General features: G+C 64.8%; 28 protein-coding genes and 1 tRNA gene. 21 read left to right on the forward strand and 8 right to left on the reverse strand.

Features of this window, described 5'->3' with window-relative positions; genetic code table 11:
* Positions 1 to 325 precede the first annotated feature (325 nt).
* The 9 genes from SIN08_RS16985 to yihA all read left to right on the forward strand — a co-directional run bounded on the left by SIN08_RS16985 (position 326) and on the right by yihA (position 8,638).
* Positions 326 to 970, forward strand: a complete 645-nt coding sequence (locus SIN08_RS16985) for a hypothetical protein (RefSeq protein ID WP_322452783.1) — start codon at positions 326 to 328, stop codon at positions 968 to 970.
* A 31-nt stretch (positions 971 to 1,001) separates the two neighbouring features.
* Positions 1,002 to 1,757 carry a 16S rRNA (uracil(1498)-N(3))-methyltransferase gene (locus tag SIN08_RS16990; RefSeq protein ID WP_322452784.1) on the forward strand — a complete coding sequence of 252 codons (756 nt, stop codon included), beginning with the start codon at positions 1,002 to 1,004 and terminating at the stop codon, positions 1,755 to 1,757.
* A gap of 85 nt (positions 1,758 to 1,842) precedes the next feature.
* A complete protein-coding gene (locus SIN08_RS16995; protein WP_322452785.1) occupies positions 1,843 to 3,216 on the forward strand; it encodes a glutamate--cysteine ligase in 1,374 nt (457 codons plus the stop codon).
* Between the two features lie 245 nt (positions 3,217 to 3,461).
* The gene (gene rpmH, locus SIN08_RS17000) at positions 3,462 to 3,596 is read left to right on the forward strand and encodes a 50S ribosomal protein L34 (protein ID WP_322452786.1); all 135 of its coding nucleotides are present in this window, start codon (positions 3,462 to 3,464) and stop codon (positions 3,594 to 3,596) included.
* A gap of 24 nt (positions 3,597 to 3,620) precedes the next feature.
* On the forward strand, positions 3,621 to 3,983 hold the full coding sequence (gene rnpA, locus SIN08_RS17005; RefSeq protein WP_322452787.1) for a ribonuclease P protein component: 363 nt from the start codon (positions 3,621 to 3,623) through the stop codon (positions 3,981 to 3,983).
* Positions 3,984 to 3,991: 8 nt separating this feature from the next.
* The gene (gene yidC, locus SIN08_RS17010; protein ID WP_322452788.1) at positions 3,992 to 5,815 is read left to right on the forward strand and encodes a membrane protein insertase YidC; all 1,824 of its coding nucleotides are present in this window, start codon (positions 3,992 to 3,994) and stop codon (positions 5,813 to 5,815) included.
* Between the two features lie 117 nt (positions 5,816 to 5,932).
* Positions 5,933 to 7,099 (forward strand): zinc-binding dehydrogenase, encoded by a 1,167-nt coding sequence (locus SIN08_RS17015; RefSeq protein ID WP_322452789.1) that lies wholly within the window; start codon positions 5,933 to 5,935, stop codon positions 7,097 to 7,099.
* A 232-nt stretch (positions 7,100 to 7,331) separates the two neighbouring features.
* Positions 7,332 to 7,970 carry a CatB-related O-acetyltransferase gene (locus tag SIN08_RS17020; RefSeq protein WP_322452790.1) on the forward strand — a complete coding sequence of 213 codons (639 nt, stop codon included), beginning with the start codon at positions 7,332 to 7,334 and terminating at the stop codon, positions 7,968 to 7,970.
* Positions 7,967 to 8,638, forward strand: coding sequence for a ribosome biogenesis GTP-binding protein YihA/YsxC (gene yihA, locus SIN08_RS17025; protein ID WP_416208092.1), 672 nt, complete (start codon positions 7,967 to 7,969; stop codon positions 8,636 to 8,638). The genes SIN08_RS17020 and yihA overlap by 4 nt, the downstream gene beginning before the upstream one ends.
* 36 nt (positions 8,639 to 8,674) lie before the next feature.
* Here yihA and msrB read toward each other — a convergent pair whose 3' ends face one another.
* On the reverse strand, positions 8,675 to 9,178 hold the full coding sequence (gene msrB / locus SIN08_RS17030) for a peptide-methionine (R)-S-oxide reductase MsrB (RefSeq protein WP_322452791.1): 504 nt from the start codon (positions 9,176 to 9,178) through the stop codon (positions 8,675 to 8,677).
* A gap of 148 nt (positions 9,179 to 9,326) precedes the next feature.
* Between msrB and argB the strand changes: the two genes are divergently transcribed.
* On the forward strand, positions 9,327 to 10,220 hold the full coding sequence (argB, locus tag SIN08_RS17035; protein WP_322452792.1) for an acetylglutamate kinase: 894 nt from the start codon (positions 9,327 to 9,329) through the stop codon (positions 10,218 to 10,220).
* Between the two features lie 33 nt (positions 10,221 to 10,253).
* Here the strand turns inward: argB and SIN08_RS17040 are convergent, their stop codons facing one another.
* Complete coding sequence (locus tag SIN08_RS17040) at positions 10,254 to 11,159, reverse strand: DMT family transporter (RefSeq protein WP_322452793.1); 906 nt, start codon at positions 11,157 to 11,159, stop codon at positions 10,254 to 10,256.
* Between the two features lie 170 nt (positions 11,160 to 11,329).
* On the opposite strand from SIN08_RS17040, the gene SIN08_RS17045 reads away from it, so the two are divergent.
* Positions 11,330 to 12,031, forward strand: coding sequence for a pyrimidine 5'-nucleotidase (locus SIN08_RS17045; RefSeq protein WP_322452794.1), 702 nt, complete (start codon positions 11,330 to 11,332; stop codon positions 12,029 to 12,031).
* Here the strand turns inward: SIN08_RS17045 and SIN08_RS17050 are convergent, their stop codons facing one another.
* Together SIN08_RS17050 and SIN08_RS17055 are read right to left on the reverse strand one after the other, a co-directional pair.
* A complete protein-coding gene (locus SIN08_RS17050) occupies positions 12,032 to 12,274 on the reverse strand; it encodes a hypothetical protein (protein ID WP_322452795.1) in 243 nt (80 codons plus the stop codon).
* A gap of 78 nt (positions 12,275 to 12,352) precedes the next feature.
* The gene (locus SIN08_RS17055) at positions 12,353 to 13,192 is read right to left on the reverse strand and encodes an LOG family protein (protein WP_322452796.1); all 840 of its coding nucleotides are present in this window, start codon (positions 13,190 to 13,192) and stop codon (positions 12,353 to 12,355) included.
* A gap of 154 nt (positions 13,193 to 13,346) precedes the next feature.
* Between SIN08_RS17055 and dapD the strand changes: the two genes are divergently transcribed.
* The 4 genes from dapD to SIN08_RS17075 are packed head-to-tail and all read left to right on the forward strand — an operon-like array spanning position 13,347 to position 16,424.
* The gene (gene dapD / locus SIN08_RS17060) at positions 13,347 to 14,201 is read left to right on the forward strand and encodes a 2,3,4,5-tetrahydropyridine-2,6-dicarboxylate N-succinyltransferase (protein ID WP_322452797.1); all 855 of its coding nucleotides are present in this window, start codon (positions 13,347 to 13,349) and stop codon (positions 14,199 to 14,201) included.
* A gap of 24 nt (positions 14,202 to 14,225) precedes the next feature.
* Positions 14,226 to 14,594, forward strand: a complete 369-nt coding sequence (locus SIN08_RS17065; RefSeq protein ID WP_322452798.1) for a DUF805 domain-containing protein — start codon at positions 14,226 to 14,228, stop codon at positions 14,592 to 14,594.
* Positions 14,595 to 14,643: 49 nt separating this feature from the next.
* Positions 14,644 to 15,834, forward strand: a complete 1,191-nt coding sequence (dapE, locus tag SIN08_RS17070; RefSeq protein ID WP_322452799.1) for a succinyl-diaminopimelate desuccinylase — start codon at positions 14,644 to 14,646, stop codon at positions 15,832 to 15,834.
* Positions 15,834 to 16,424: a transporter gene (locus SIN08_RS17075; protein WP_416208093.1), complete on the forward strand. Its 591-nt coding sequence runs from the start codon at positions 15,834 to 15,836 to the stop codon at positions 16,422 to 16,424. The genes dapE and SIN08_RS17075 overlap by 1 nt, the downstream gene beginning before the upstream one ends.
* On the opposite strand, the gene truA is transcribed toward SIN08_RS17075, so the two are convergent.
* Genes truA through fmt form a run of 3 tightly spaced genes read right to left on the reverse strand, consistent with a single transcriptional unit; the run spans position 16,418 to position 18,596 of the window.
* Positions 16,418 to 17,161 carry a tRNA pseudouridine(38-40) synthase TruA gene (truA, locus tag SIN08_RS17080; RefSeq protein ID WP_322452801.1) on the reverse strand — a complete coding sequence of 248 codons (744 nt, stop codon included), beginning with the start codon at positions 17,159 to 17,161 and terminating at the stop codon, positions 16,418 to 16,420. The genes SIN08_RS17075 and truA overlap by 7 nt on opposite strands.
* Before the next feature lie 2 nt (positions 17,162 to 17,163).
* A complete protein-coding gene (locus tag SIN08_RS17085; protein WP_322452802.1) occupies positions 17,164 to 17,667 on the reverse strand; it encodes an N-acetyltransferase in 504 nt (167 codons plus the stop codon).
* Entirely contained in the window at positions 17,664 to 18,596 is a 933-nt protein-coding gene (gene fmt / locus SIN08_RS17090; protein WP_322452803.1) for a methionyl-tRNA formyltransferase, read from the reverse strand. Before fmt ends, SIN08_RS17085 begins: the two co-directional genes overlap by 4 nt.
* Positions 18,597 to 18,985: 389 nt before the next feature.
* Here fmt and SIN08_RS17095 point away from each other — a divergent pair, with 389 nt between their 5' ends.
* From SIN08_RS17095 to SIN08_RS17120, 6 genes are all read left to right on the forward strand, one after another.
* A complete protein-coding gene (locus SIN08_RS17095) occupies positions 18,986 to 19,369 on the forward strand; it encodes a DoxX family protein (protein ID WP_322452804.1) in 384 nt (127 codons plus the stop codon).
* A 171-nt stretch (positions 19,370 to 19,540) separates the two neighbouring features.
* Positions 19,541 to 20,290: a TVP38/TMEM64 family protein gene (locus SIN08_RS17100; RefSeq protein ID WP_322452805.1), complete on the forward strand. Its 750-nt coding sequence runs from the start codon at positions 19,541 to 19,543 to the stop codon at positions 20,288 to 20,290.
* A 25-nt stretch (positions 20,291 to 20,315) separates the two neighbouring features.
* Positions 20,316 to 21,743 carry a dihydrolipoyl dehydrogenase family protein gene (locus SIN08_RS17105; protein ID WP_322452806.1) on the forward strand — a complete coding sequence of 476 codons (1,428 nt, stop codon included), beginning with the start codon at positions 20,316 to 20,318 and terminating at the stop codon, positions 21,741 to 21,743.
* 56 nt (positions 21,744 to 21,799) lie between these two features.
* Positions 21,800 to 23,299 (forward strand): HAMP domain-containing sensor histidine kinase, encoded by a 1,500-nt coding sequence (locus SIN08_RS17110; RefSeq protein WP_322452807.1) that lies wholly within the window; start codon positions 21,800 to 21,802, stop codon positions 23,297 to 23,299.
* A gap of 166 nt (positions 23,300 to 23,465) precedes the next feature.
* Positions 23,466 to 23,542: transfer RNA gene (locus SIN08_RS17115), tRNA-Arg, on the forward strand.
* 279 nt (positions 23,543 to 23,821) lie between these two features.
* Complete coding sequence (locus SIN08_RS17120; RefSeq protein ID WP_322452808.1) at positions 23,822 to 24,352, forward strand: dihydrofolate reductase family protein; 531 nt, start codon at positions 23,822 to 23,824, stop codon at positions 24,350 to 24,352.
* 208 nt (positions 24,353 to 24,560) lie between these two features.
* Here SIN08_RS17120 and SIN08_RS17125 read toward each other — a convergent pair whose 3' ends face one another.
* Positions 24,561 to 25,457 carry an AraC family transcriptional regulator gene (locus SIN08_RS17125; RefSeq protein WP_322452809.1) on the reverse strand — a complete coding sequence of 299 codons (897 nt, stop codon included), beginning with the start codon at positions 25,455 to 25,457 and terminating at the stop codon, positions 24,561 to 24,563.
* Positions 25,458 to 25,476: the final 19 nt, after the last annotated feature.

Raw genomic sequence — 25,476 nt, forward strand, 5'->3', positions numbered from 1 at the left:
ACGTCGGAGGCGGTCGCTGCCCAGATTCCGGCGCCGCTCGTCACAACGGCTGTGATCAACATCAGGGAGAGAAAAGCTGTGCGCATGGGGCCCATATCGTGTCCGTTCGGCAGTCAAGAGTATGACTCGCTGGGTTACCATTTGGTTCCGACGAAACGTCGGGGAAAAATTGTTCGAATTGTCTTCAATTCGCGAGTGATGGCCCAATTATCCGTCGGGAAGGGAAACGCAAGATGACGATAAGGGTCATCCACGTCTTTGCGTCGGCATTGTCGCCCTCCGGCAACACCGGTGACGCCGGGCTCATCGCCTGAGGAAGGGTGCCATGCCGCTGCAGAATCGTATCGATCCTTTCGGCGCCCTTCACGCGGTTGCCGCGCGTGGCCTCTTTACGGGCAATCGCGGGGTCATTCACGATCCGGAGACGAAGACTTTGCTCGCCCGCCGCTGGACGACCCGCGCCTGGATCGTCTGCGAGTGCACGTTCAAGGACCGCCGGCGCGCGGTGATGGGCCGGAACGGGCGCTCTGGCGGCCCCGGCTGGACGGAGCTCTTCTTCCTCGACGAGGTGACGGCGCTGGCCGCCGGCCATCGCCCCTGCTTCCTCTGCCGCAGGGAGCGGGCGCTGAGCTTCGCCCGCTTCTTCGCGCAAGGCGCCGGGCGTGGGCGCCTGTCCGCGCCGGAAATCGACAGCCGCCTGCATCGCCAGCGGCGGGCCTCCGGCATTCCGTCCTTCGCCCTGCGCATGGCCCAGGTCGACGCTTTGCCTGACGGCGCGATGGTCGAGGTGGATGGCAGCGCTTTTGCGTTGCGCGATGGCCGGTTGCTGCCGTGGGATTTCGGCGGCTACGGTGCGGCGCGAGACCCGCGCAAGGTCGACGGGCCGTTCCTGCTGATCACGCCGCCTTCCACCGTTTCCGCCCTGCGCTGCGGATACGCGCCGGTCTGGCACGCGACTGCGCGCCCTTGACCGCATCGCTCACGCGGCGCATCAAGCTGCCATGCGAGCGAACTACAAGATGCAGCGGCTTTTCCTGCCGGAGAATCTCGCCGCCGAGGCCGAGATCGAAACGACGCGCCACCAGGCGCATTATCTCGCCAATGTACTGCGCATGCGCGAAGGTGATCGGCTGCTCCTGTTCAATGGCCGCGACGGCGAATGGCTGACGGAGATCGCCGCGCTTTCCAGGAAGTCCGCGCGGCTGAGGCCTCTGCAGCGGGAGCGTCCCCAAACGCCTGTTTCCGACCTCCTTTACTGCTTCGCGCCGCTGAAGCAGGGGCGGTTGGACTACCTGGTGCAAAAGGCGGTGGAGATGGGCGCCGGCATTCTCCAGCCCGTCGTCACCCAGCACACGCAAGTGCCGAAGCTCGGCACGCAGCGCCTCGAGGCCAACGTTATCGAGGCGGCCGAGCAATGCGGTATCCTCTCCGTTCCGGAGGTGCGCCAGCCGCTCAAGCTCGACAAGCTGCTCGAGAGCTGGGAGGAGGAAAGGCAACTCGTCTATTGCGACGAGGACGCACCAGGCAACAACCCGCTCGATGCGCTGCTGGCGCTGAACGGTGCAAGTCTCGGCCTTCTGGTCGGGCCGGAGGGCGGTTTCTCCGATGCCGAGCGGAAGCGCCTGCGCGCGCTGCCCTTCGTCCTGCCGATTCCCCTAGGCCCGCGCATCCTGCGTGCCGACACGGCGGCCGTTGCCGCGCTGGCGCTGATCCAGGCCGCGGCCGGAGACTGGCGCGCCGAGCCGGCAACTGCTTGATGCAGCGTTCAGAACTTTTTGCTTGATTGCCTCGGCCGACTTGGCCAATCAGGCGTTGCTTCCGAACGAGAGGCCGGAGGGATGAATGGCGCGCGACACGACCGATAACCGGCCGATCGAAGGGATCGACGAACTGGTGGGCTACATGGCCCGCGGCTCGAAGCCGAAGGAGGCATGGCGAATCGGCACCGAGCACGAGAAGTTTCCGTTCTATGCCGACGGCAACCGGCCCGTCCCCTATGAGGGGCCGCGCGGCATTCGGTCGCTGCTCGAAGGCATGCAAAAGCTGCTCGGCTGGGATCCGATCGAGGATGGCGGGCGCATCATCGGCCTCGTGGAGCCGACGGGCCAGGGGGCGATCTCGCTGGAGCCCGGCGGTCAGTTCGAGCTGTCCGGCGCCGCTCTCGAGACGCTCCACCAGACCTGCCGGGAGGGCAACGCCCATCTGGCGCAACTGCGCGAGATCGCCGAGCCGCTCGGCATCCGCTTCCTGGGCCTCGGCGCCAGCCCCAAATGGCGGCTTTCCGAGACGCCGAGAATGCCCAAGTCGCGCTACGATATCATGTCGGCCTACATGCCCAAGGTGGGCAGCCACGGCCTCGACATGATGTACCGCACCTGCACGATCCAGGTGAACCTCGATTTTTCCTCCGAAACCGACATGCGGCGCAAGATGCAGGTCTCCTCGCGGCTGCAGCCGCTGGCGACCGCGCTCTTCGCCAATTCGCCCTTCACCGATGGAGCCCCGAACGGCTATCAGTCCTGGCGCGCGGAGATCTGGCGCGACACCGACAACCAGCGTTCGGGCCTCTTGCCCTTTGTCTTCTCCGACGGTTTCGGCTTCGTGGATTACGTGGAATGGGCGCTCGACGTGCCCATGTATTTCGTCATTCGCGAGGGGCGCTATCACGACTGCACCCATGTCACCTTCCGCCAGTTCATGGACGGCGCACTGCGCGAGACGGTCCCGGACGGGATGCCTACCATGGGCGACTGGGCCAACCACCTTTCGACGCTCTTTCCCGACGTGCGGCTGAAGCGCTTTCTGGAAATGCGCGGTGCCGACGGCGGCCCCTGGCGGCGCATATGCGCGTTGCCGGCCTTCTGGGTCGGGTTGCTCTACGACGATGAAGCCCTCGATGCGGCCGAGGAAATGACCAAGGGCTGGAGCTTCGAGGAGGTCCAGGGCTTGCGGGACGCCGTGCCCGTGGAAGGGCTTGCCGCCCGCTTCCGCAATCACGAGCTTCGCGAGGCCGCGCGCGAGGTGCTGACGATCTCCCGCATGGGGCTGAAGCAGCGCGCGCTGCTCAACCGCGAAGGCTACGACGAGGCGGAATTCCTGAACCCGCTCGATGAAATCGTCGCCCGCGGCACCACCAGCGCGCAGGAGATGATGAGCGCCTTCAACACACGCTGGGGCGGCTCCATCGAACCGGTTTTCTTTGAGCAGGCATATTAGGAGAGCAAGGGAATAGGCCATACGCTGGTAAGGGGCGGCTCCGCGGTTCTGCCGAATTTCTTCCTATCGTCTCACTGCCCGTCCCTTCCCTCCCCTCATTCATTGACTTTCGGCAACGCGCTTCTTATAAGCCCGGCACGTCCGGGCCGGCTGCCCGGCGCATTGTTCGTGCGCCCCGGCGGTCTGGAATGCTCCTGCTCATCGAGACAGAATGAAGAAGGGCCGCACGCCGCGGTATTAAACAAATGAAGCGCACATATCAGCCCTCGAAACTCGTCCGCAAGCGCCGGCACGGCTTCCGCGCGCGCATGGCCACCAAGGGCGGCCGCCGCGTGATCGCTGCCCGCCGTGCACGTGGTCGCAAGAAGCTCTCGGCCTAAGGTGATGGGCGCAGGGCCGAGACGGTGTCTGGCCGGGCGCAGGTACGCCACCCCGCGCGCCTTACGAAGCGCGCCGAGTTTCTGGCGGTGCGCCGTGGAACAAGGCGGCGTGGCCCGTTTTTCCTGCTTGAAGTCCTGGAGCGCGGCGACGACGGCCCGGCGCGTCTGGGAATCACCGTGACCCGCAAGGCCGGCAACGCCGTCGAGCGCAACCGCATCCGGCGCCGCCTGCGTGAGGCGGTGCGCGTCCATGCCGCCGATGACATGGCGCCAGGCACTGACTATGTGATCGTGGGAAGGCGCGAAATATTGAATGCGCCCTTCGCAGCGCTGAAGGAAGAGCTTTCACGCCGCATGAGCGGCAGAAACCCCGTGCGCACGGGCTAAGGACATTCATGGACAACAATCGCAACTTTCTGATCACGATCGCGCTGTCGGTGCTGATCCTGACGGTCTGGCAGGTGTTCTACATGAACCCGCGCATCGAGGAGCAGCGTGAGACCGCCCAGGTCGAGGCGGAGCGCCCCGGCGAGACCACCGCCCAGCAAGGCACCGGGACTGGCGGGGAAGGCAATATCCCGTCTGCGAACGGCGCGCAGGGCGGCACGGTTCCCGGCAGTTCCCCGGCCACGACTGCGCCCGCCAGCCGCCAGGCGGCCGTCGGTGCGGCGGAGCGGGTGAAGATAAACACTCCGCGCCTTGCCGGTTCCATCAATCTCACCGGTGCGCGGCTGGATGACCTTCTGCTCAAGGACTACCACGTCACGGTCGACAAGGATTCGCCGAACATCGAACTGCTGAACCCGGCCGCACTGCCGGACGGCTACTATGTGGAGACGGGGTATGTCGGCGATGGGGCGGGCACGCTTCCCGGCCCGCAGACCGTGTGGGCGATCGAGGAAGGCTCGGTGCTTTCCCCCGGCAATCCGGTCACGTTGCGTTACACCAACGACGCCGGCCTGACCTTCCTGCGCACCTTCTCGGTCGACAGCAATTACCTCTTCACTATTTCCGACACGATCCGCAACGAGGGGGGCGAGGCGGTCGCGCTGAGCAACTACGGCCGCAGCACGCGTCTCGGCCAGCCCGAAACCACCGGCATTTACATCCTGCACGAGGGTTTCATCGGCGTGACCGGCGAGGAAGGCCTGCAGGAGATCAGCTATTCCGAGGCCGAGGACGAGGAAGGCAACGCCGTCACGCCGGCAAAGTCCTCGGATGGCTGGCTCGGCATCACCGACAAGTACTGGGCGGTTACCATGGTGCCGCGCGCCGGCGAGGACTTTCAGCCGCGCTACTCCTATTTCCAGGACGGCCGCTCCGGCTACCAGGCGGATTTCCTGACAGACCCCGTCACCGTCGCCCCAGGCGGCGAGACGACCGTCGACACGCTGGTCTTTGCCGGCGCGAAGGAGGTCAACGTCATCAACAGCTACGAGCGTGAGCAGGGCATCCGCCAGTTCGAGCTTCTGATCGACTGGGGCTGGTTCTACTTCATTACCAAGCCGATGTTCTATCTCATCGACTGGCTCTTCAAGCTGCTCGGCAATTTCGGCCTCGCCATCCTGGCGACGACCGTCATCGTCAAGCTCATCTTCTTCCCGCTCGCCAACAAGTCCTACAAGTCGATGGCGAACATGAAGAAGGTCCAGCCCGCGCTGATGGAACTCCGCGAGAAATACGCGGACGACAAGATGAAGCAGCAGCAGGCGATGATGGAGCTCTACAAGAAGGAGAAGATCAATCCGCTGGCCGGCTGCTGGCCGATCCTCATCCAGATTCCGGTGTTCTTCGCGCTCTACAAAGTGCTCTACGTCACCATCGAGATGCGCCATGCGCCCTTCTTCGGCTGGATCCAGGATCTCGCGGCGCCCGACCCGACCTCGATCTTCAACCTGTTCGGCCTTCTGCCCTACGACGTGCCGTCCTTCCTCATGATCGGGGTCTGGCCGCTGATCATGGGCGTCACCATGTTCCTGCAGATGCGCATGAACCCGGCGCCGCCCGACCCCACCCAGGCGATGATCTTCAACTGGATGCCGGTGGTCTTCACCTTCATGTTGGCGACCTTCCCGGCCGGTCTCGTCATCTACTGGGCATGGAACAACCTGCTGTCGATCATCCAGCAGGGCGTGATCATGAAGCGCCAGGGTGCCAAGATCGAGCTGTGGGACAATCTGGTAGGCCTGTTCAAGCGAAAGCCGGATCCGGCGGAATAGCCGGAGAGACGGAAAAATCCGGGGCCCGCTTCGGCGGGCCCTTTTTCCGTGAAGGCGCACTTCGGCAAGTCGGGTCAGGCACCACTAAGGCACGGTGCATCGGACCGGAGGAAAGCCATGCCGTCATCCAGTGAAAGTTCCGTTCCGCAGACCATGGCAGCAATGGTGCTGATCGGCCATGGCGGCACCGACAAGCTCGTCTATCGCAAAGACGTGCCGGTTCCGAAACCGGGACCGGGCGAGATCCTTGTCAAGGTAACGGCCACCGCCAAGAACAACACCGACCGCAAAGCGCGCGAAGGCCTCTATCCCACCAGGGACAAGGGCGATGTAACGTCCTTCCAGATCGGCGGCACGCCCACTTTAACCTTTCCGCGCATCCAAGGGGCCGACGTGGTCGGTCGTGTGGCCGCGGCGGGCGAAGGGGTTGATCCCGCACGCATCGGCGAGCGCGGCCTGCTGGATTTCAATCTCTATGCAGACGAACGTCGGGATATCAATCTGACGCCGGACTATTTCGGCCATGGCGCCGACGGGGGCTATGCCGAATACATTGCCGCTCCGGCGGATCAATTCCATACGGTCGAGAATCGGGACCTTGCCGACGCGGAACTGGCCGCCATGGGCATGTGCTCCTATCAGACTGCGCTGCACATGCTGAACGTTGCGGGCGTTGCGCCGGACGAGCGCGTTCTCGTGACGGGAGCAAGCGGCGGTGTCGGAACGGCACTCATCCAGCTGTGCCGCATCATGGGCGCCGTGCCCTACGCGTTGAGCCAGCGCGAAAAGACGGATGCACTGCTCGCGTTGGGCGCCGAAGCGGTTCTCGACCGGTCCGACATGCAGGGTTTCACGGAGGAAGTCCGCGAACTGACCGGCGGCGCGCCGCTCGATGCAGTCATGGATCTCGTCGGCGGCGACATGACCGACCGCTTCATCGACGCGATGGTGTTCGACATGAAGCGCCGCACCACCTACCCGCGCCTGAGCATGGCGGGGGCGAGCGCGGGCAACCTCACGGAAATCATGTGGACGCGCATCTATCTCTACCAAGTTCAGATCTTTGGGGTCTCCCACGGTACGCGTGCTGAAGCCGCACAGTTGATCGCGTGGATACGCGACGGTCGGTTGAAGCCGGTCCTGCATGGTGCGTTCAAGCTTTCCCAACTTCATGAAGCCGAACGTTATTTCGTCGATCGCACGAAGGACTTTCTGGGCAAGATCGTCATTGTGCCTGACTCCGAATGGGCCAGCCACGGTGCGGGCTTCGCCTTGACCAGTTGATATCCCGCATGTGCCACGCGCGCACCATCTGAGGATGGCGGCCGATCACATCGTTTGTTATGCGTCGGCGGTGCGCTATAAGATGTCGAACGATTAGGGAGCATGTTCGATGATCGGCTGACGGGACCGCACATATCGCACGCTTGTCCGGGATCAGGTCCGTCCCGCGGCTTTTCGGAAGAAGCAGGCGCGCGAAATTCTCCGTCACTTTCCCGCGACCATGGGGACCGCCATGCATGGACCGAATCCCGAAATCAAACATCCCATCATGATGCATCCACGCGTCGGCTTCCTGAAGCCGCTCGTCGACAAGCCGAACATCGAAATCGGCGAATATACCTATTACGACGATCCGGAGGGGCCGGATCTGTTCGCCGAGAAATGCGTGCTGCATCACTACGAATTCATTGGCGACAAGCTCGTTATCGGCCGTTTCTGCGCCATTGCCGAGGGCGCCCGCTTCATCATGAACGGCGCCAATCATGTGCTGTCCGGCTTTTCCACCTATCCCTTCAACATTTTCGGCCAGGGATGGGAGCAAGGCTTCGACGAGGAGACCTGGCGCCGCGAGGTGCGCGGCGACACGATCGTCGGCAATGATGTGTGGATCGGCTTCGACGCGGTCATCATGCCGGGGGTGAAGATCGGCGACGGCGCGATTGTGGGCGGCCGCTCCGTCGTCACGCGCGACGTGCCGCCCTACTCGGTCGTCGCCGGCAATCCCGCGGAGATGGTCAAGATGCGTTTCGACGCGTTCACCGTGCGCCAGCTCCTCGCCATTGCTTGGTGGAACTGGCCGGCCGACAAGATCACGCGCAATCTGGACGCCATCCGAGGAAACGATCTGGCGCGTCTGGAGGCATCAAAGTGAGCGAGAACGACACTGTGACGTCGGGCGGCCGGGCCGGCGAAAAGCTTTTCGCGCGGCCGTGGATCTTCATCCGTGGCGTGCCGGCGATGAAATTCCTGCCACCCGAGGGTCCATCCGAGGTGGCGTTTGCCGGCCGATCCAACGTGGGAAAGTCCTCTCTCATCAACACGCTGGTGAGCCGCAAGGGGCTTGCCCGCACCTCCAACACCCCGGGCCGAACGCAGGAACTCAATTATTTCGTTCCCGAGGGTTACAGCGGCGAGAAGGGCGACCTGCCGCCGATGGCGCTCGTCGACATGCCCGGCTACGGCTTCGCCAAAGCGCCCAAGGCGAAGGTCGATGCCTGGACCAAGCTCGTCTTCGACTATCTGCGCGGCCGCGTGACGCTGAAGCGCGTCTATCTGCTGATCGACGCACGCCACGGCATCAAGACGGTCGACGACGAGGTAATGGACCTGCTCGACACCGCCGCCGTCTCCTACCAGGTGGTGCTGACGAAGGCCGACAAGATAAAGCCCCCGGCGCTCGCCCGGCTTGTCGAGGAGACGCGGCAAAAGCTCGCGAAGCGCCCCGCCGCCTTTCCCGAGATCGTCGCCACGTCCTCGGAGAAAGGACTGGGCATCGACGACCTGCGCGCCGCGGTCCTGCGCGCGGTCGACCAGGGTTGAGTATCTGTCTGCTCCTGGAGAGAACAGATGAGACGCCTACGCCGTCTCCCCCGGCCGGAACGTCAGCGCCACGCCGTTGATGCAGTGGCGCTTGCCGGTGGGCGGCGGACCATCGTCGAAGATATGGCCCAGATGCCCGCCGCAGCGCCGGCAATGGCATTCCGTGCGCACCATGAAGAAGGAGCGGTCGTCCTTCGTGCCGATGGCGCCGGGCAGCGACTCCCAGAAGCTCGGCCAACCGGTGCCGGAATCGTATTTCGCTTCCGACGAATAGAGCGGAAGGTCGCAGCCCGCGCAGTGGAAAAGGCCAGCTCGCTTTTCGTCGTTCAGCGGGCTGGAGAACGCGCGCTCCGTCGCCTCCTCGCGCAGCACGTCGTACTGCTCGGGCGTCAGGATGGCGCGCCACTCTTCTTCCGATTTCACGATCTCGAAGCTTTCGGCCTTGGCGCTTCCACCCGAACCGCCCCGGAACATCAGCGCACCGCCGGCGAGCGCGGTGACGGCGCCGAGGCCACCATAGAGGAAATTGCGCCGTTTCATCGTCTCGTCCTCCGTTTGGACCCGAGATTAGGCACGCTTGCCGTATCACGGCAAATCAATGGGCCGTGAGGGAATTTGAAGCGGAACGTTTGCCTGCCGCCGCGAATGCGCTATGAGACCGCTGGTCGATCAAGCCTTGGGGGCCGAGATGACGGAGAATGCCGGGATTGCCGAAGACCAGGCCCGCCTGCTTTCGGCGGCGCTGCCCTATATGCAGCGCTACGAGAACACCACGGTCGTGGTGAAATATGGTGGCCACGCCATGGGCGATGCCATGCTCGGCCGCGCCTTTGCCCGCGACGTGGCGCTTCTGAAGCAGTCCGGCGTCAACCCAATCGTCGTCCACGGCGGTGGGCCGCAGATCGGCTCTATGCTCAAGAGCATGGGCATCGAATCGAAATTCGAGAACGGCCTTCGGGTCACCGACCAGGAGACGGTCGAGATCGTCGAGATGGTTCTGGCCGGCTCGATCAACAAGCAGATCGTCGCCCTCATCAATGCCGAGGGCGAATGGGCGATCGGCCTGTGCGGCAAGGACGGCAACATGGTCTTTGCCGAAAAGGCCCGCAAGACCGTGACCGATCCCGATTCCAACATCGAGCGCGTGCTCGACCTCGGCTTCGTCGGCGAACCGGTGGAAGTCGACCGCACGCTTCTGGACCTGCTCGCCCGCTCCGAGATGATCCCCGTGATCGCACCCGTAGCGCCAGGCCGCGACGGCCACACATACAACATCAACGCCGATACGTTCGCCGGCGCCATCGCCGGCGCCGTCCAGGCCAAGCGGCTCCTCTTCCTCACCGACGTTCCGGGCGTTCTCGACCGCAACGGCAAGCTCATCGATGAACTCACCGTCGCCGATGCGCGCGCCCTGATCCGGGACGGGACGATCGCCGGCGGCATGATCCCGAAGGTCGAGACCTGCATCGAGGCGATCGAGCGCGGCGTGGAGGGTGTCGTCATCCTCAACGGCAAGACCGCGCACTCGGTCCTGCTCGAACTCTTCACCGAGCACGGCGCCGGTACGCTGATCGTGCCCTGACTACGGCCGGCCTCCTTTCGAGCCCAGAAGGCCTCAGCCGATCAGCATCAGCGCCATGATCCCGGCGACGATCAGCACGCAGCCGGCCACTTCCGTGCGGTTGATCCGCTCACCGAAGAAATAGACCGACGAGGCGAAGGTGAAGATCATTTCCACCTGAGCCAGTGCCTTCACCACCGCCGCTTGCTGCAGCGTCATTGCCGTGAACCAGCCGAGCGAGGCCGTGGCACCGACGAAGCCGGCGAAGAGGGAGGGCTTCCAGGCCCGGCCGATACGAACCAGCTCATCGCGGTCCCGCCACAGCATCCAGCTTGCCATGAGGACTGTCTGGAAGCCGATGGTGAACATCAAGGTCGTGGCTGCCTGCATCAAGAAGTTCGGCCCCCCGAGCGAAAGCGAGGCGGCGCGGTAGGAGACCGCGGCGATGCCGAACAGGGTGCCCGAGGCGAGCCCGATGAGGGCGTTGCGGCTGACCAGCGAGGCGAAGAGATTGCGCCAGCTCATTGTCGTGTGGGCGACCGAGATCAGCATGACGCCGACGACCGTGATCGCGATCGCCGCCAGCGCCCCGGGGCCGGCCAATTCGCCGAGGAAGATCAACCCGAAGACCGCCGCCTGCACCGGCTCAGTGCGCGAATACGCTGTGCCGACCGCGAAGTTGCGGAAGGAGAAGAGATGGATGAGCAGGAAGTTCGCGGCGATCTGCGTCGTCCCGCCGACGAGGACCCACACCAGGAACCGGCCGTTCGGCTGGGCGAAGGCGAAGTTTGCGAAAACATGCAGCGCCAGGACGAAGAGAACGGCGAAAGGCAGGCCGAAACCGAAGCGAACGAAGGTGGCGCCGGTCGTGCCCATGACGCCCTTCAGGTGTTTTTGCGCCACCGAGCGCAGGTTCTGCAGAAACGCGGCCGCGATGGTGATGGGGATCCAAAGTTCCATGGAAATGTCCGAAATGGCGGGCGGGCAAGACGCCAAGACCTACCGGCCTCGCCTCATCGGCGCAAGCATGCTTGGCTGGCGGCGCAGTCCGTTGCGTTCGTCGCGCGCCGGCAAACCGTTTCCGTCAAGTTTGCGTTGAAAAGGCAGGCGAAACATCTGACATAGGAAGCATGACAAATCGCCCCGATCCGGCCCGATTCGCCCATGTCACCGACTGGGTGTTCGATCTCGACAACACACTCTATCCCCACGACAGCAATCTGTTTTCACAGATCGACCTGCGGATGACCGCCTATGTGTCGGAACTGCTGCAGCTTTCTCGCGAGGATGCGCGCACGCTGCAGAAGGCACTCTATCGCGAGTTCGGCACGACGCTGAAGGGGCTGATGGAGCGCTATCGCGTCGATCCGGACGACTTTCTGCAGAAGGTGCACGATATCGACTACGACTGGCTGCAGCCGGATCCCGCACTTGGCGAGGCCATCCGTGCCCTACCCGGCCGCAAGTTCATCTTCACCAACGGCAGTCGCCGACACGCCGAGCGTGCCGCACGCCAGCTCGGCATTCTCGATCATTTCGAGGATATATTCGACATCGTCGCCGCCGGCCTCACCCCGAAGCCGGCGGCCGAAAGCTACGACCTGTTTCTCGCCCTGAACACGATCGTCGGTTCGGATGCGGTGATGTTCGAGGACCTGGCGCGCAATCTTCTGGTACCCAAGCATCTCGGCATGACCACCGTGCTCATCGTGCCGAAGAACTTCGAGCCGACCTTCTCGGATATCTGGGAGCAGGACAAGGAACAGGAAGATCACGTCGACTACGTGACGGACGACCTCACGAACTTCCTGCGCGCCGTTGCGCCAGGTTAGCTAACGCCGTCGCTTTTCCGGCCGGTAGGCGGCACGCTCCAGCACCTTCTGTGTTTCGCTGTCCTTGTCGGAACCGAGCAGCGTGCCGAGACCGCGATTGGCCCGGGTGTCTTTCTCGATGCGCTCTTCGGGCGTCTCTTCTTCCGCGTCCCGGGCATTCTGGGGCTGCGACTTGGTCGCGTGCCCCAGGTCCCTGGCCTGCTGGCCATCCATGATGTCGTCGTCAGGTACGCTTCTGGGCATATCGGCCTCCTCTATTCAAGGAAGAAACGCCGCGAGGCCTGTCGGCGTTCCCTTGGGGCGCGGTACTGCCGCCGTGCTCTACAGCTCGTAGAACGCAGCAATATGAGACCACGCGTCCTCGGCGGTGTCGACGAAGGTGATGAGTTCCTCGTCGCCCGGCGAGATGGTGCCTTGCTCGGCCAGGAAATTGAGGTCGATGGCGCGCTTCCAGAACGTACTGCCGAAAAGGATCACCGGCATGCGTTCCATGCGACCGGTCTGGATGAGGGTCAAGGCCTCGAAAAGCTCGTCCATCGTGCCGAAGCCACCGGGAAAGACGGCCACGGCCTTTGCCCGCATCATGAAATGCATCTTGCGGATCGCGAAGTAGTGGAAGTTGAAGCACAGCTCCGGCGACACATAAAGGTTCGGCGCCTGCTCGTGCGGCAGAACGATATTGAGGCCGATGCTCGGGGCGCCACAGTCGGTGGCGCCGCGGTTGCCCGCCTCCATGACGCCCGGCCCGCCGCCTGTCACCACCACATATTCGCGGTAGCGCGATTTGGCCGACTGTTCCGAGCATAACCGCGCGAACTTGCGCGCTTCGTCGTAGTAGCGGCTGTTGTCCTCGAGGTTCTTTTTCTGCACCTCGTTCTTGGCCGCCCACGCCTCGCCGCCCGGTTCGGGAATGCGCGCGCCGCCGAACAGGATGACGGTGGAGCGGATGCCGCGCTCGGCCAGCACCATCTCCGGTTTCAAAAGTTCGAGCTGCAGGCGCACCGGCCTGAGCTCGCGGCGCGTCATGAAGTCCTCGTCGTCCCAGGCAAGCCGGTAGGTCTCGGCGCGCGTCTGCGGCGTGTCGGGTACGCTGCGGGCGTGTTTCAGGTCCTCGTCGGAATGCGGCAGGGGTGTCCAGCCGCTTCTGTCCTCTGTTTTCATGCGGTCCCTGTCCCGTGTTCCGGCGCGTCCCCCCGCGCGGCCGCGATTGACCCTTTCCGGCGCTTCGCATAGGTTCGCGCCGGCTTGTCTTGCAAGCCCATTCTGACCTTATTTTGCAGCCCTTAACAGCCCGTGTAGCGGAGACAACCTGCAGATGAAGAACCCGGACATCGCCGCCCTTGAGCAGACGGTGGAAAAAGCGTTCGAGGAGCGCGATTCCGTGACGGTCGAGACGCGCGGCGAGGTGCGCGAGGCGGTGGAGGAGGCACTGGCCTTGCTCGACAGCGGAAATGCGCGCGTCGCCGAGCGGGGGGCTGACGGCACCTGGCATGTGAACCAGTGGCTGAAGAAGGCCGTTCTGCTCTCCTTCCGGCTCAATCCGATGCAGATCATCAAGGGCGGGCCGGGCGAGGCAGTCTGGTGGGACAAGGTGCCCTCCAAGTTCGACGGCTGGGCGGCCGGCGATTTCGAGCGGGCCGGCTTCCGCGCCGTGCCCAACTGCGTGGTGCGCCGCTCCGCCTATGTGGCGCCGGGCGTCGTCCTCATGCCCTCCTTCGTCAATCTCGGCGCCTATGTCGGCAAGGGCGCCATGGTCGACACATGGGCGACGGTGGGCTCCTGCGCGCAGATCGGCGAGAATGTGCACCTGTCCGGTGGTGTGGGCATCGGCGGTGTGCTGGAGCCGATGCAGGCCGGCCCCACCATCATCGAGGACCATTGCTTCATCGGCGCGCGCTCCGAGGTGGTCGAAGGCTGCATCGTACGCGAAGGCTCCGTGCTCGGCATGGGGGTCTATATCGGCAAGTCCACCAAGATCGTCGACCGGGCGACGGGCGAGGTCTTCTATGGCGAGGTGCCGCCCTATTCCGTCGTGGTGGCCGGCACCATGCCTGGCAAGCCCATGGGCAACGGCGAGCCGGGCCCGGGCCTCTACTGCGCCGTGATCGTCAAGCGCGTCGACGAGAAGACCCGCGCCAAGACGTCGATCAACGAGCTTCTCAGGGACTGACGGCGCAAAAGGGGGCGGGCGGACGTGGACGGAAAACAGCTCAAGTGGCTCTTCTTCGGCTTTTCCGGTCGCGTCAGCCGCATGGCCTATTTCCTGGCCGGCCTTCTTCTGGCGATCTTCCAGGCCTTCGCGCTCTACCAGTTCACCCTGGCGCCGGAGGAAAGCAGCGCCAGCCAGGTATGGGCAACGCTCTTCTGGACGGTCTTCTTCATCTCCGTCTGGTCCTATGTGGCTCTGGGGGTGAAGCGGCTGCACGATTTCGGCAAGCCGGGCATCTTCGCCGTGACGCTGTTCATTCCCATGGTCTCGATCCTCGCCTTCATCGTCCTGTGCCTCTATCCCGGCGATCCTGGGGAGAACGAATACGGGGAGCGGACCAACGCGCCACGATGAGCCGACTTGGCGGATGACAGCGGCGCCTGCTTCGACTATCCCTCGCTTTATGACATTGCCTACGGATCCAGTTGCCAATCTGTCCGCTCTCATCCGCTGTCCTTCCGTTACGCCGGAAGAGGCCGGAGCGCTCACCGCATTGGAGAAGATGCTCGCGCCTCTCGGTGCGACGGTTGAACGGCCGATCTTCCGTGACGGCGGGACACCGGATGTGGAGAATCTCTATGCCCGCCTCGGCGAGGGCGGCCCGCACCTGATGTTCGCCGGCCATACGGACGTGGTGCCGCCCGGAGACGAGGGTGCCTGGCGGCATCCGCCCTTCGGCGCGGAGATTGCCGACGGCTCCATGTTCGGCCGCGGCGCGGTGGATATGAAGGGGGGCATCGCCTGTTTCGTCGCGGCCCTCGCGCGGTATGTGGACGCCCATGGGGCGCCCCGGGGCTCCGTCTCGTTCCTCGTCACGGGAGACGAGGAGGGCCCGGCGGTCAACGGGACGGTGAAGCTCCTCGAATGGGCAAGAGAGCGTGGGGAGACGTGGGACGCCGCGCTGGTCGGCGAGCCGACCAACCGCGAGATGCTGGGCGACATGATCAAGATCGGCCGGCGCGGCTCGCTGTCGGGCCGGATCACCGTCCGCGGGAGACAAGGCCACGTGGCCTATCCTCATCTGGCGGACAATCCGGTGCGCGGCCTTCTCGCGCTCGCCGAGGCGCTTCTCCACCCGCCGCTCGACGAGGGAACGTCCGATTTCCCGCCGAGCAATCTGGAGCTCACGTCCATCGACGTGGGCAATCCCGCCGTCAACGTCATTCCCGCCAGCGCCACGGCCGCCTTCAACGTGCGTTTCAACGACCTTTGGCAGGCCGAAACCCTGCAAGCCGAAATTCACCAGCGCCTCGATCGTGCGGCGGCCGGCGAGAGCCGATACAGGCAGGAGCGGCCGGACCCAGTCGACTTCGACATCGAATGGCGCGATCGTCCGAGCCCGGCTTTTCTCACCCGGAACGAAAGGCTGGTCGAGACGCTGGCGGCCGCCGTCGGCGCGGTCACGGGCCGACGGCCCGAGCTTTCCACCTCCGGCGGCACCTCCGACGCCCGCTACATCAAGGACTACTGTCCGGTGGTCGAGTTCGGCCTCGTCGGCCAGACCATGCACATGGTGGACGAGCGGGTCGCGCTCGAAGACCTGGAAACGCTGACGCGCATCTACACGCGTTTCCTGGACAAGTGGTTTGCCTGATGCCGTCAGGTGCGGAAGTTCAAGAACATCTGACCGGAGTCTGGCGCATAATGACGGGCCGCGCCGACGGCTTCAAGATGCTCGACCTGTCCGTCGACGGCTTCTGGAATTCGTTTTTCGCCATCGTCGTGGCGCTGCCCGCGCTGGTCGTCGGGTGGGTCGGGATCGCCAACGACATGGCGGGAATGCTTACCGTCGAACTCAGGCTGTTCCTTTTGTTGCGGCTGTTCCTGGCCGATATCGGCGCCTGGATCCTGCCGCTGGTCGTGCTGGCTGTAGCCGCCCGCCCGGCCGGCATTGCAAACCGTTTCGTCCACTATGTGGTAACCCATAACTGGGCCTCGGCTATCTTCGCCTGGCTGATGCTGCCGCCGGCGCTTTTGCGCATGTTCATGCCTTCCGCGGGGGAATTGATCGTTCTCGTCTCGCTTCTCCTGTTTGTGGCGACGCTCGTCCTTTCCTGGCGGGTGACGGTGGCCGCGATCGCCCGGGGGCCGTCGGTCGGCTCGGCCGTCTTCTTCGCCATGCTGGTCACCTCAATCGGTGTACTGATGGCCTTGCAGGCCCTGCTCGGGCTCAACATTCAGTAGTCGACACGGACGAGGTACAGTCCCTGCGGCGGCGCCACGGGGCCACAGGCAGCGCGGTCGCGCGCCGCAAGCGCCCGCCCCACATCCTCCGCCGTCCAGGCGCCTTCCCCGACCCTTTTCAGCGTGCCGACGAGGGAGCGCACCTGATTGTGCAGGAAGGAACGCGCGGAGGCACGGATCTCGATAATCTCGCCCGTGCGCGATACATCCAGCCGGTCGAGCGTCTTTACCGGGCTCTTCGCCTGGCATTGGACGGAGCGAAAGGTGGTGAAATCGTGCTTGCCGAGGAGGCGCTGCGCCGCATCATCCATGGCCTCGGTGTCGAGCCGGCGCACCACGTGCCAGGCCCGGCCGCGCTCGAGCGCCGGCGGCGCGCGCCGGTTGACGATGCGGTAGAGATAGTGCCGTGCCCGGGCGGAGAAGCGCGCATCGAAGTCCGCCGCCGCCTCGGCAGCGCCGAGCACGCTGACGGTTTCGCCGGCGAGACCGAGATGTGCGTTCACCGCATCGCGCACGGTATCGGCGTACCAGGTGCGGGAGAGGTCGAAATGGGCGACCTGGCCCAGCGCGTGGACGCCGGCATCCGTGCGCCCGGCCCCGCGCAGGGTCACGTCCTCGCCGCTGAAGGCGGCGATCGCCTTTTCGATCGCTTCCTGGACGCTGGGCTGTCCGGCCTGGCGCTGCCAGCCGGCATAGGCCGCGCCGTCATATTCGACGTCGATGCGATAGCGCGGCATGGTCAGCCGAGATCCGAAAAAGGCGCGGCATAGTCGAGCCGGCCGGTCGTTGGCGCCTCGTCCCAGGCCAGCGCCTGCAGGGCCTCGCACTGATAGACGCTTTCGAAATTCGCCGCGCGCGCGTGCGTGTAGCCGAAACGGCCGTAATAGGCGGGATCGCCGAGCACGACCGACAGGCGTTCGCCCAGCCGCTGCAACTCCAGATGCGCTTCGTCCACCAAAGCCGTACCGATGCCTTCGCCCTGATGAGCCGGAGCGACGGCGAGCGGCGCCAGCGCCACTGCGGGAAACGAGGTCTCTTCCTGTCTCACCATCAGGCGGGAGAAAAGAATATAGCCGCGGGGATCTCCGTCGCGCTCGGCGACGAGCGAAAGGACGATGTGGCCGCCCGCGCGCAATGCATCCACCAGTCGCGCCTCGCCCTCGGTGCCGAAGGCGCTGGTGAGCAGCGCACTGATCGCTGACCGGTCCTGCGGGTCTTCCGGGCGTATGACGACGGCGCTCATGACAGGCGGTCCCCCTTCTCGAGCTTAGCGCCGCGCAGGAAATCACCGGCCGAAACCGGCTTGCCGCCGGCGCGCTGCAGCGTGAGGAGGCGCACCGCTCCCGTCCCGCAGGCGACAGTGAGATCATCAAGAACCGTTCCCGGAGAACCACTGCCTTCAGAAAGCTCTGCGCGCAACAGCTTCAGGCGCTCGCTCCGCCCGCCGAGATTCATCGTGCACCAGGCACCGGGAAAGGGCGCAAGCCCGCGGATGTGGTTGTGGACCTCTCTGGCCGGGCGGCGCCAGTCCACACGCGTCTCGTCTTTGGAGATCTTTTGCGCGTAGGTGGTCCCCTCCTCCGACTGCGGCTCCAGCCGGAGTTCGCCGCGCTCGAGCTTTGCGATCGCTTCGGCCATGAGCCGCGCGCCCTTTTCCTTCAGCACGTCGTGCAAGGCACCGGCGCTCATGTCAGGCCCGATCGGCACGCGCTCGGTCAGCGCCACGGGCCCGGTGTCCAGCCCTTCCTCCATCTTCATCACCATGACGCCCGTCTCGCGGTCGCCGGCCATGATGGCGCGCTGGATGGGCGCCGCACCGCGCCAGCGCGGCAGCAGCGAGGCATGGCCGTTGTAGGCGCCGAGGCGCGTGCCTTCCAGCACCGGCTTCGGCAGAATGAGACCGTAAGCCACCACCACCGCCGCATCCGCTTCAAGGGCACGAAAGGACGCGTGTTCTTCTCTCGGCTTCAGTGATTCCGGCGTACGCAAGGGCAGGCCGAGTGCTTCAGCCGCTTGGTGCACGGGAGATTTTACCAGTTCCAGCCCGCGCCGGCCGGCCGGTCGCGGCGGCTGCGTGTAGACGGCCGCGATCTCATGCCCGGCCTCGGCCAGCGCACGAAGCGTCGGCACGGAGAAATCCGGCGTTCCCATGAAAACGAGGCGTAGGGGCATGACTTAATCCGGTGCCTGGAAGACGTCGTCTTGAAACGCCGCGGGCGTTCGCACCCCGTTTCAAACGGGTTTACGCGCTTCAGGTCAAGGCCCTCCAAGCTCCACACGCTCCGCGTTGCGAGCATTGCACCGTCAGCAACAACTGGCTGCGATCATCGCGTCTTCCGACTCCATTGTCCGGCCGGTGGCGCGTCGGGCAGTGCTCAAGCGTCGGTGAATACCGGCGGCTGGGCGGCCGAAGGGCAGAATTCGACCCTCGAACTTGTACTTGATGTGCGTGACGACTAGAGGCAGTTAGGAGACGCAGTGTCAAACGAAATGCGCCTCGCGCCGAGACCACGTAGCGGCTAGGACGCTGCATCCTTTGGGCACAAAGCGGGATTGCACCCATGCCAAAAAATTTACTTGTACTTCTCGGACGAATTCTCATCGCCGTGATCTTCGTCTCCTCCGGTTTCGGCAAACTCACCGACATTGCCGGCACCGCCGGTTACTTCGGCAGCATCGGCCTGCCGATGCCGACCGCCACGAGCTGGATCGTGGGACTGCTGGAATTCCTCGCCGGGCTGGCCGTGCTGTTCGGCCTGTGGACACGGATCGCCGCGGTGGCGCTGGCCGCCTTCACCATAGGGGCGGCGCTCGTCGCGCATCTCGACTTCGCCGATCAGATGCAGGTCATCAACTTGATGAAGAATCTCGCCATGGCCGGCGGTCTCCTGATCCTGGCCGCACACGGCCCGGGAGCGATCTCGGTCGACTCCCGCGGCGGTTGAAGTTGCACGCGGCCTCAACCTCGAAACGGCCGATCACGAGGAGGTGATGGCGCGGGGGTACCTTCTCAAAAGCCGGTGAGACGGACGCGGGCGCATTGCCGGCCGCCCGGGAACAAGTCATGACAGGCGCCGGAACCGACAAGAGCCTGAACAGGCCGGCGAAGGCGCGAGATGACCAAGGCGGACGACAGGAAAGGTGCAGCGTATCGCCACACGGCGTGGCGGTTCGCACCGCTGGTCGTCATCATGCTCGCACTCGCTGCCACCTACGCTCTGGGCTGGCACCGCCACCTCAGCATTTCCGGGCTGGCCGAAAGCCGCGCGGTGTTGAAGGCCTATGTGGATCTGCACCCCGTGCTGGCGCCCGCCCTGTTCGTCCTGGTCTATGCGGTCGCGGTGGCGATCTCCTTTCCCGCCGCTTCGCTGCTGACGGTCGCCAGCGGCTTCCTCTTCGGATGGCTTATCGGCGGAACGCTCGTGATCATCGCCGCGACGACCGGTGCAACACTCCTCTTCCTGGCCGCGCGCACGGCCTTGCGCGGCTTCTTGCGGGCGCGGGCGGGTGAACGCATCTCCCGGCTGGCCGACGGCTTCGAGGCCGGTGCGTTCGGCTACCTCCTGATCTTGCGCCTCGCCCCCATCTTCCCCTTCTGGCTGGTCAACATCGCGCCCGCCTTTTTTGACGTGCGGGTGAGCACCTATGTGGGTGCGACCGCGCTCGGCATCATGCCGGGCTGCTTCGCCTACGCCTATCTGGGAGAAGGCCTGGAAAGCGTCCTTCTGGCGGCCGCCCAATCCGGGCAGGATCTGCACTTCAGGGAACTCGTGACGCCGGAACTGACGCTGGCTCTGTTTCTGCTTGCCGCTTTGGCGGCCGTGCCCATCCTGCTAAGACGGTTGCGGGGTGCTGGCTCATCCTGATCTTCATCGGCTTCAGGCGTTTTTCATGACCACGCTTCTCAAACCGGATATCTGCGTCATCGGCGGCGGTTCGGGCGGGCTTTCCGTCGCGGCGGCGGCGGCCGCCTTCGGCGTGCCGGTGGTGCTGATCGAGAAGGGCAGGATGGGCGGCGACTGCCTGAATTATGGCTGCGTGCCCTCCAAGGCGCTGCTGGCGGCGGGAAAGCATGCGCACCAGCTCTCCCGCGGCCGCCCTTTCGGGGTGGCGGATGTGGAGCCCGAGATCGATTTCGCGCAGGCGATGAAGCATGTCGAGCGGGTGATCGGTGCAATCGCACCCAACGACTCGGTCGAGCGCTTCACGGCACTGGGGGTGCGGGTGCTCAAAGAGGAGGCGCGCTTTCAGGACCGGCGCACGGTCGTGGCCGGCGATCATGTGATCCGCGCTAGGCGCTTCGTGATCGCCACGGGCTCCGCGCCGGCCGCCCCCCCGATTCCCGGGCTCGACACCGTACCCTATCTCACGAACGAAACGATCTTCGCGCGCCGGCGGCAGCCGCGGCACCTGGTGGTGATCGGCGGCGGGCCGGTGGGCATTGAACTGGCCCAGGCGCACCGGCGGCTCGGTTCACGCGTCACGGTCATCGAGGCCGCGGCAGCGCTCGGCAAGGAAGACCCGGAACTGGCGGCAGTGGTCCTTGAGCGCCTGCGGGCGGAAGGGGTGGACATCCACGAGCAGGCGAAAGTGGAACGCGTGGAAAGGCATGGACGCACCGGGATCCGCATTCACCTCGAACGCGCGGAAGGGCCGCTGACGGTCGAGGGCTCGCATCTGCTCGTGGCGACGGGGCGCAAACCTGATCTGAAACCGTTGGCGCTGGAAAAGGCGCGCATCGCGCATGACGCGCGCGGCATCAAGGTGAACAAGGCCCTGCGCACCACTAACAGGCGCGTCTATGCCATCGGAGATGTCACCGGCGGGCTGCAGTTCACCCATGTCGCCAATCATCACGCCGGGCTCGTCGTGCGCGCACTCCTGTTCCGGCTGCCGGCCCGTGAGAACCGCCTCGTCATTCCGCGGGTCACCTATACGGACCCCGAACTCGCGCATATCGGGCTCACCGAGTCCGAGGCGCGGGCGCACGAACGCGGCGTCAAGGTCCTGCGCTGGCCCTATGCCGAAAACGACCGGGCCCAGACCGAGCACCGCACGGAAGGCTTCATCAAGCTCGTCGCCGGGCGCGGCGGGCGGCTCCTCGGCGTGACGATCGTCGGCGCGGAGGCCGGCGAGATGATGAACTTCTGGTCGCTGGCCCTGTCGAAGGGTTTGCGCATCAAGGACATCGCCGGCTATGTGGCCCCCTACCCGACCATGAGCGAGATCGGCAAGCGTGCCGCGCTCGCCTATTACGGCGAGGCCACCCGGAGATCATCGGTGCGTAGACTGATTCGCTTCCTGCGTCTATTCGGTTAGACTCGGGGGCTCCGGGAGCCCCGGCGCGACCGGAGCATCTCTGGCAGGGAGCGGCCATGGCCGAGAACGAACGGCAGGACGGGCGCAACGAGGCAGCGGACAACCGGCGCGCGGTGCCGCTGACACGCGGGCTGTCGACGAAATTGCTCCTTCTGACCATCCTCTTCGTGATGCTGGCGGAGGTGCTGATCTTCATTCCCTCCGTCGCCAATTTCGCCCAGCAATGGATGCGCCAGCGGCTGCAGAGTGCAGCAGCCGTCGGCATCGTTCTGATGGAAGGCGATCCCGACAGCCTGAGCCGCCGCGCCAGCAACGATGTCCTGATGGCGACCGGCGCCATGGCCATCGCGGTGCGCGACGGCGGGACCTCGCGCCTGCTCGTCGTCTCGCAGATGCCGCCGGAGATCGACATGCACGCCGACCTCGACAATGTCGGCCCGCTCAAGGCGATCCGGCAGGCCTTCGGCACGATGTTCTTCGGCGGCGACAGGGTCCTGCGCGTGTTCGGCCGCGTCGGCGAAAGCCGCAACCAATACGAAATCATCATCCCCGACAGCGCGTTGCGTTCGGCCATGCTGGTCTATGCGCGCAACGTGGCCGTACTGTCGCTCATCATCTCGCTGTTCACGGCGATGCTGGTCTTCTATGCCATCAACCGCATCATGATCGGCCCGATCCGCGCCATGACCCGGTCCATGCTGGCTTTCGCGGCAGCGCCCGACGACGCTGACCGCATCATCAGGCCGGAAGACCGGGACGACGAGATCGGCATCGCCGAGCGGGAGCTTGCCGGCATGCAGGAAACGCTCAACCGGGCACTCGGCGAGCGCAAGCGGCTGGCCGATCTCGGCCTTGCGGTCTCCAAGATCAACCACGACATGCGCAACATGCTGGCCGCGGCCCAGCTCATGTCCGACCGCCTGGCGCAGATCAAGGACCCGACAGTACAGTCGCTGACGCCGAAGCTGGTGCGTACGCTCGACAGGGCCGTTTCCTATTCCGAAGGGGTTCTGGCCTATGGCCGCGCCCAGGAGGCGCCGCCATCGCGCCGGCGACTGCAGCTTCACGCGCTGGTGGAGGACGTGCGCGCCACGCTCGGCATCGACCCGGCAAGCGGGATCGAGTTCGTGAACAAGGTGGATCCGCTTCTCGAAGTGCACGCGGATTCGGAGCAACTCTTCCGCGTGCTCGCCAATCTGTGCCGCAACGCCGTCCAGGCCATGTCGGGCAAGGACGAGGCGGCGCTGGTGCGGCGGCTGACCGTCTCCACCCTGCGGGAGAACGGCGCTCTGCGCATCTTCGTGGCCGACACCGGACCCGGCCTGCCGCCGCGGGCGCGCGAGAACCTCTTCACCGCCTTCCGCGGCTCGGCCAGAAGCGGCGGCACGGGTCTTGGCCTGGCCATCGCCCAGGAACTGGTGCGCGCCCATGGCGGGGAAATCTCCCTTGTGGAAAGCGGCAGCGGGCACACGGTCTTTGCCATAGACCTGCCCGATGCCGTCCGCGTGCCGTCAACTCCGGCCAGAACCGGCCAGAGGCACGAATCGGCGCGGTGAACGGCTGCCGGAGACACATGTCCCGTTCCGGCGCCATCGGTGTGCCGGTGAAAAAGCGTTTAAGATTTGTCACTTCCGTGCTTGCTTTTGCCGTCCTCTATCGTTAGGTAAGCGGCGTCCGGCCAACGGCCGGTTCGGCCTCGATGGCCGCTGCCGAAGCAGCAAAGCGCCCGTAGCTCAGCTGGATAGAGCACCAGACTACGAATCTGGGGGTCGGGAGTTCGAATCTTCCCGGGCGCGCCAATTTTGCATTTCCGCCACGCCACACCGAAATTGCCGCCGCTCGCCGTCGAACTGCGCCCCGGCGACGGCCGCTACGCGCCGCCAATTTAGCCGTCCAACGAGTCTGCCACCCGGTCCCACAAGCCGCCGTATAGTCAAATTGAGCGGGCAGCCCAAGCGGTGGGCGTTCATGCGCACTCCAAAAACCAATTGCGAAATGCAATCATTCTGGCTAGTTTACAATCGATCGCGTTACGCAATCACAACGCGCGGATGTGCCGCGTGAGGAGGGAGGCGGGCATGGCTAAGCTCGTGTTCGGAATGAACCAGTCCCTGGACGGCTACGTCGACCATATGGCGTTTGCGCCAGGTCCCACGCTCTTCCGCCACTTCATCGAGGAGGCTCAGGGGCAGGCGGGCAGCGTCTACGGTCGCCGCATGTATGAGATCATGCGTTACTGGGACGACGATCATCCTGAATGGAATGCAGAGGAACGCGCCTTCGCGGCGGCGTGGCGGAACCAGCCGAAATGGGTCGTCTCGCGCTCGTTGAAGTCGGGCGGCCCCAACGCCAGGCTTATTGAGGGTGATCTCGAGGGCGCGATCCGCGAGTTGAAGGCCGAGCGCGACGGGGAGATCGAAGTTGCCGGCCCGGACTTGGCGCAAAGCCTCACCGAACTTGGCCTGATCGATGAGTATCGAATCTACCTGCACCCCGTCGTGCTTGGTCACGGCAAGCCGTATTTCGCCGGACCCAGGCCACCGCTCCGTCTTATGGCCAGTGACCGGATCGGCGAGGATGTGGTCAAATTGACCTACGTTCCCGCTTAGTCTCGCGACACGCCGGATGGAGATCGCCGCTAGAGTCTGGTTTTGGGTTGGATCCAAAGCAATTGGAACAGCCGCTTTGGTCGTGAACCCCGAGCGACCAACGACATGCCGCGTGCACAAAGGCAGTAATCCCACTAACCTGTCCGGAACCTGTCGGTCCGCTCGCAGCCCCAAACCGGCACAGTTAGAAACACCTGATTTCGCAGCTTCATGCATCGCGGGCGTACTGCGCTGGCGACGCCCCCATGCGCCGCGAGAACGCCGAGCTGAAGGCACTCGTTGAGCCATATCCGATCTTCGCCGCAATCTCCGCAATGCTGTGCTGCCGCGATCGAAGCATGTGCTTGGCGAGCGTCATCCGCCAGCCTTGCAGGTATTCCATCGGCGCCATGCCCACCACCCGGTTGAACCGTGTGAAGAAGGCCGAGCGGGACAGCCCCGCCTCACGCGCCAGCTCGGCGACGCTCCATGCGCAGTCCGGCGCCGCGTGGATGGCGCGTAGCGGGCGAGTCAACCGGTCATCCGCCAAGCCGCGCAGCAGGCCTGGCGTGGCGCTCGTCTCCGACGAGGAACGCAGAGCTTCGATGAGCAGCACCTGCAGCAGATGTTCCAGAACCACGTCGCGGGCCGGTCGATCCGCCCGCGCCTCGTCCCGCACCAGCCGTGCCAGATCGCCAAGACGCTGCACGCCCCGCACCAACGCGATATCGGGAAGCAGCGGTACCAGAAGCTCCGCATCCGGAGCGCCGAAGCTGCAATAACCGATGAGCTGCTGCACCTCGACAGGCGCATCCTCCGGCCCGATCTGTACTGTTCCGTCCGGACGGATCACAGGATGGCTTTCCAGCCCAGGCGGCGGCACGGGATCGGTACTCGACATGGAAAAGCTCTGCACCGCCGGCACCAGCACGAAATCGCCTTGGCAAAGGTCCATCGGCGGCTTGCCGTCCACCTCGAGACGCGCCTGACCGGCAAGCAGCAGGCAGTAGTAGACCTGTCCCACCTCGGTCCGCCGCACGCGCCATGCGCCGGAAGCGTTCACCAGCTTCGAAAAGGGCGCGCGCGGGCGCAAAAGGGCAATCACTTCGGAGAGAGGATCTGACATTTCGGACTATCGATAAACA

Origin of the sequence: Chelativorans sp. M5D2P16, from assembly GCF_034427935.1 — a bacterium.
Classification (GTDB): Bacteria; Pseudomonadota; Alphaproteobacteria; order Rhizobiales; family Rhizobiaceae; genus Chelativorans.

Excerpts from the sequence above, each read along its gene's own strand:
- truA (WP_322452801.1), bottom strand. The coding sequence starts at position 17,161 with ATGCCGCGCTATCGCATCGACGTCGAATATGACGGCGCGGCCTATGCC.
- SIN08_RS16985 (WP_322452783.1), top strand. The coding sequence starts at position 326 with ATGCCGCTGCAGAATCGTATCGATCCTTTCGGCGCCCTTCACGCGGTT.
- dapD (WP_322452797.1), top strand. The coding sequence starts at position 13,347 with ATGAAGAACCCGGACATCGCCGCCCTTGAGCAGACGGTGGAAAAAGCG.
- SIN08_RS17050 (WP_322452795.1), bottom strand. The coding sequence starts at position 12,274 with ATGCCCAGAAGCGTACCTGACGACGACATCATGGATGGCCAGCAGGCC.
- msrB (WP_322452791.1), bottom strand. The coding sequence starts at position 9,178 with ATGAAACGGCGCAATTTCCTCTATGGTGGCCTCGGCGCCGTCACCGCG.
- fmt (WP_322452803.1), bottom strand. The coding sequence starts at position 18,596 with ATGCCCCTACGCCTCGTTTTCATGGGAACGCCGGATTTCTCCGTGCCG.
- SIN08_RS17110 (WP_322452807.1), top strand. The coding sequence starts at position 21,800 with ATGGCCGAGAACGAACGGCAGGACGGGCGCAACGAGGCAGCGGACAAC.
- SIN08_RS17015 (WP_322452789.1), top strand. The coding sequence starts at position 5,933 with ATGCCGTCATCCAGTGAAAGTTCCGTTCCGCAGACCATGGCAGCAATG.
- SIN08_RS16995 (WP_322452785.1), top strand. The coding sequence starts at position 1,843 with ATGGCGCGCGACACGACCGATAACCGGCCGATCGAAGGGATCGACGAA.
- SIN08_RS17020 (WP_322452790.1), top strand. The coding sequence starts at position 7,332 with ATGCATGGACCGAATCCCGAAATCAAACATCCCATCATGATGCATCCA.
- SIN08_RS17040 (WP_322452793.1), bottom strand. The coding sequence starts at position 11,159 with ATGGAACTTTGGATCCCCATCACCATCGCGGCCGCGTTTCTGCAGAAC.
- SIN08_RS17075 (WP_416208093.1), top strand. The coding sequence starts at position 15,834 with ATGCCGTCAGGTGCGGAAGTTCAAGAACATCTGACCGGAGTCTGGCGC.
- argB (WP_322452792.1), top strand. The coding sequence starts at position 9,327 with ATGACGGAGAATGCCGGGATTGCCGAAGACCAGGCCCGCCTGCTTTCG.
- SIN08_RS17105 (WP_322452806.1), top strand. The coding sequence starts at position 20,316 with ATGACCACGCTTCTCAAACCGGATATCTGCGTCATCGGCGGCGGTTCG.
- dapE (WP_322452799.1), top strand. The coding sequence starts at position 14,644 with ATGACATTGCCTACGGATCCAGTTGCCAATCTGTCCGCTCTCATCCGC.
- SIN08_RS16990 (WP_322452784.1), top strand. The coding sequence starts at position 1,002 with ATGCGAGCGAACTACAAGATGCAGCGGCTTTTCCTGCCGGAGAATCTC.
- SIN08_RS17085 (WP_322452802.1), bottom strand. The coding sequence starts at position 17,667 with ATGAGCGCCGTCGTCATACGCCCGGAAGACCCGCAGGACCGGTCAGCG.
- yidC (WP_322452788.1), top strand. The coding sequence starts at position 3,992 with ATGGACAACAATCGCAACTTTCTGATCACGATCGCGCTGTCGGTGCTG.
- SIN08_RS17095 (WP_322452804.1), top strand. The coding sequence starts at position 18,986 with ATGCCAAAAAATTTACTTGTACTTCTCGGACGAATTCTCATCGCCGTG.
- SIN08_RS17045 (WP_322452794.1), top strand. The coding sequence starts at position 11,330 with ATGACAAATCGCCCCGATCCGGCCCGATTCGCCCATGTCACCGACTGG.
- SIN08_RS17125 (WP_322452809.1), bottom strand. The coding sequence starts at position 25,457 with ATGTCAGATCCTCTCTCCGAAGTGATTGCCCTTTTGCGCCCGCGCGCG.
- SIN08_RS17100 (WP_322452805.1), top strand. The coding sequence starts at position 19,541 with ATGACCAAGGCGGACGACAGGAAAGGTGCAGCGTATCGCCACACGGCG.
- SIN08_RS17120 (WP_322452808.1), top strand. The coding sequence starts at position 23,822 with ATGGCTAAGCTCGTGTTCGGAATGAACCAGTCCCTGGACGGCTACGTC.
- rpmH (WP_322452786.1), top strand. The coding sequence starts at position 3,462 with ATGAAGCGCACATATCAGCCCTCGAAACTCGTCCGCAAGCGCCGGCAC.
- SIN08_RS17055 (WP_322452796.1), bottom strand. The coding sequence starts at position 13,192 with ATGAAAACAGAGGACAGAAGCGGCTGGACACCCCTGCCGCATTCCGAC.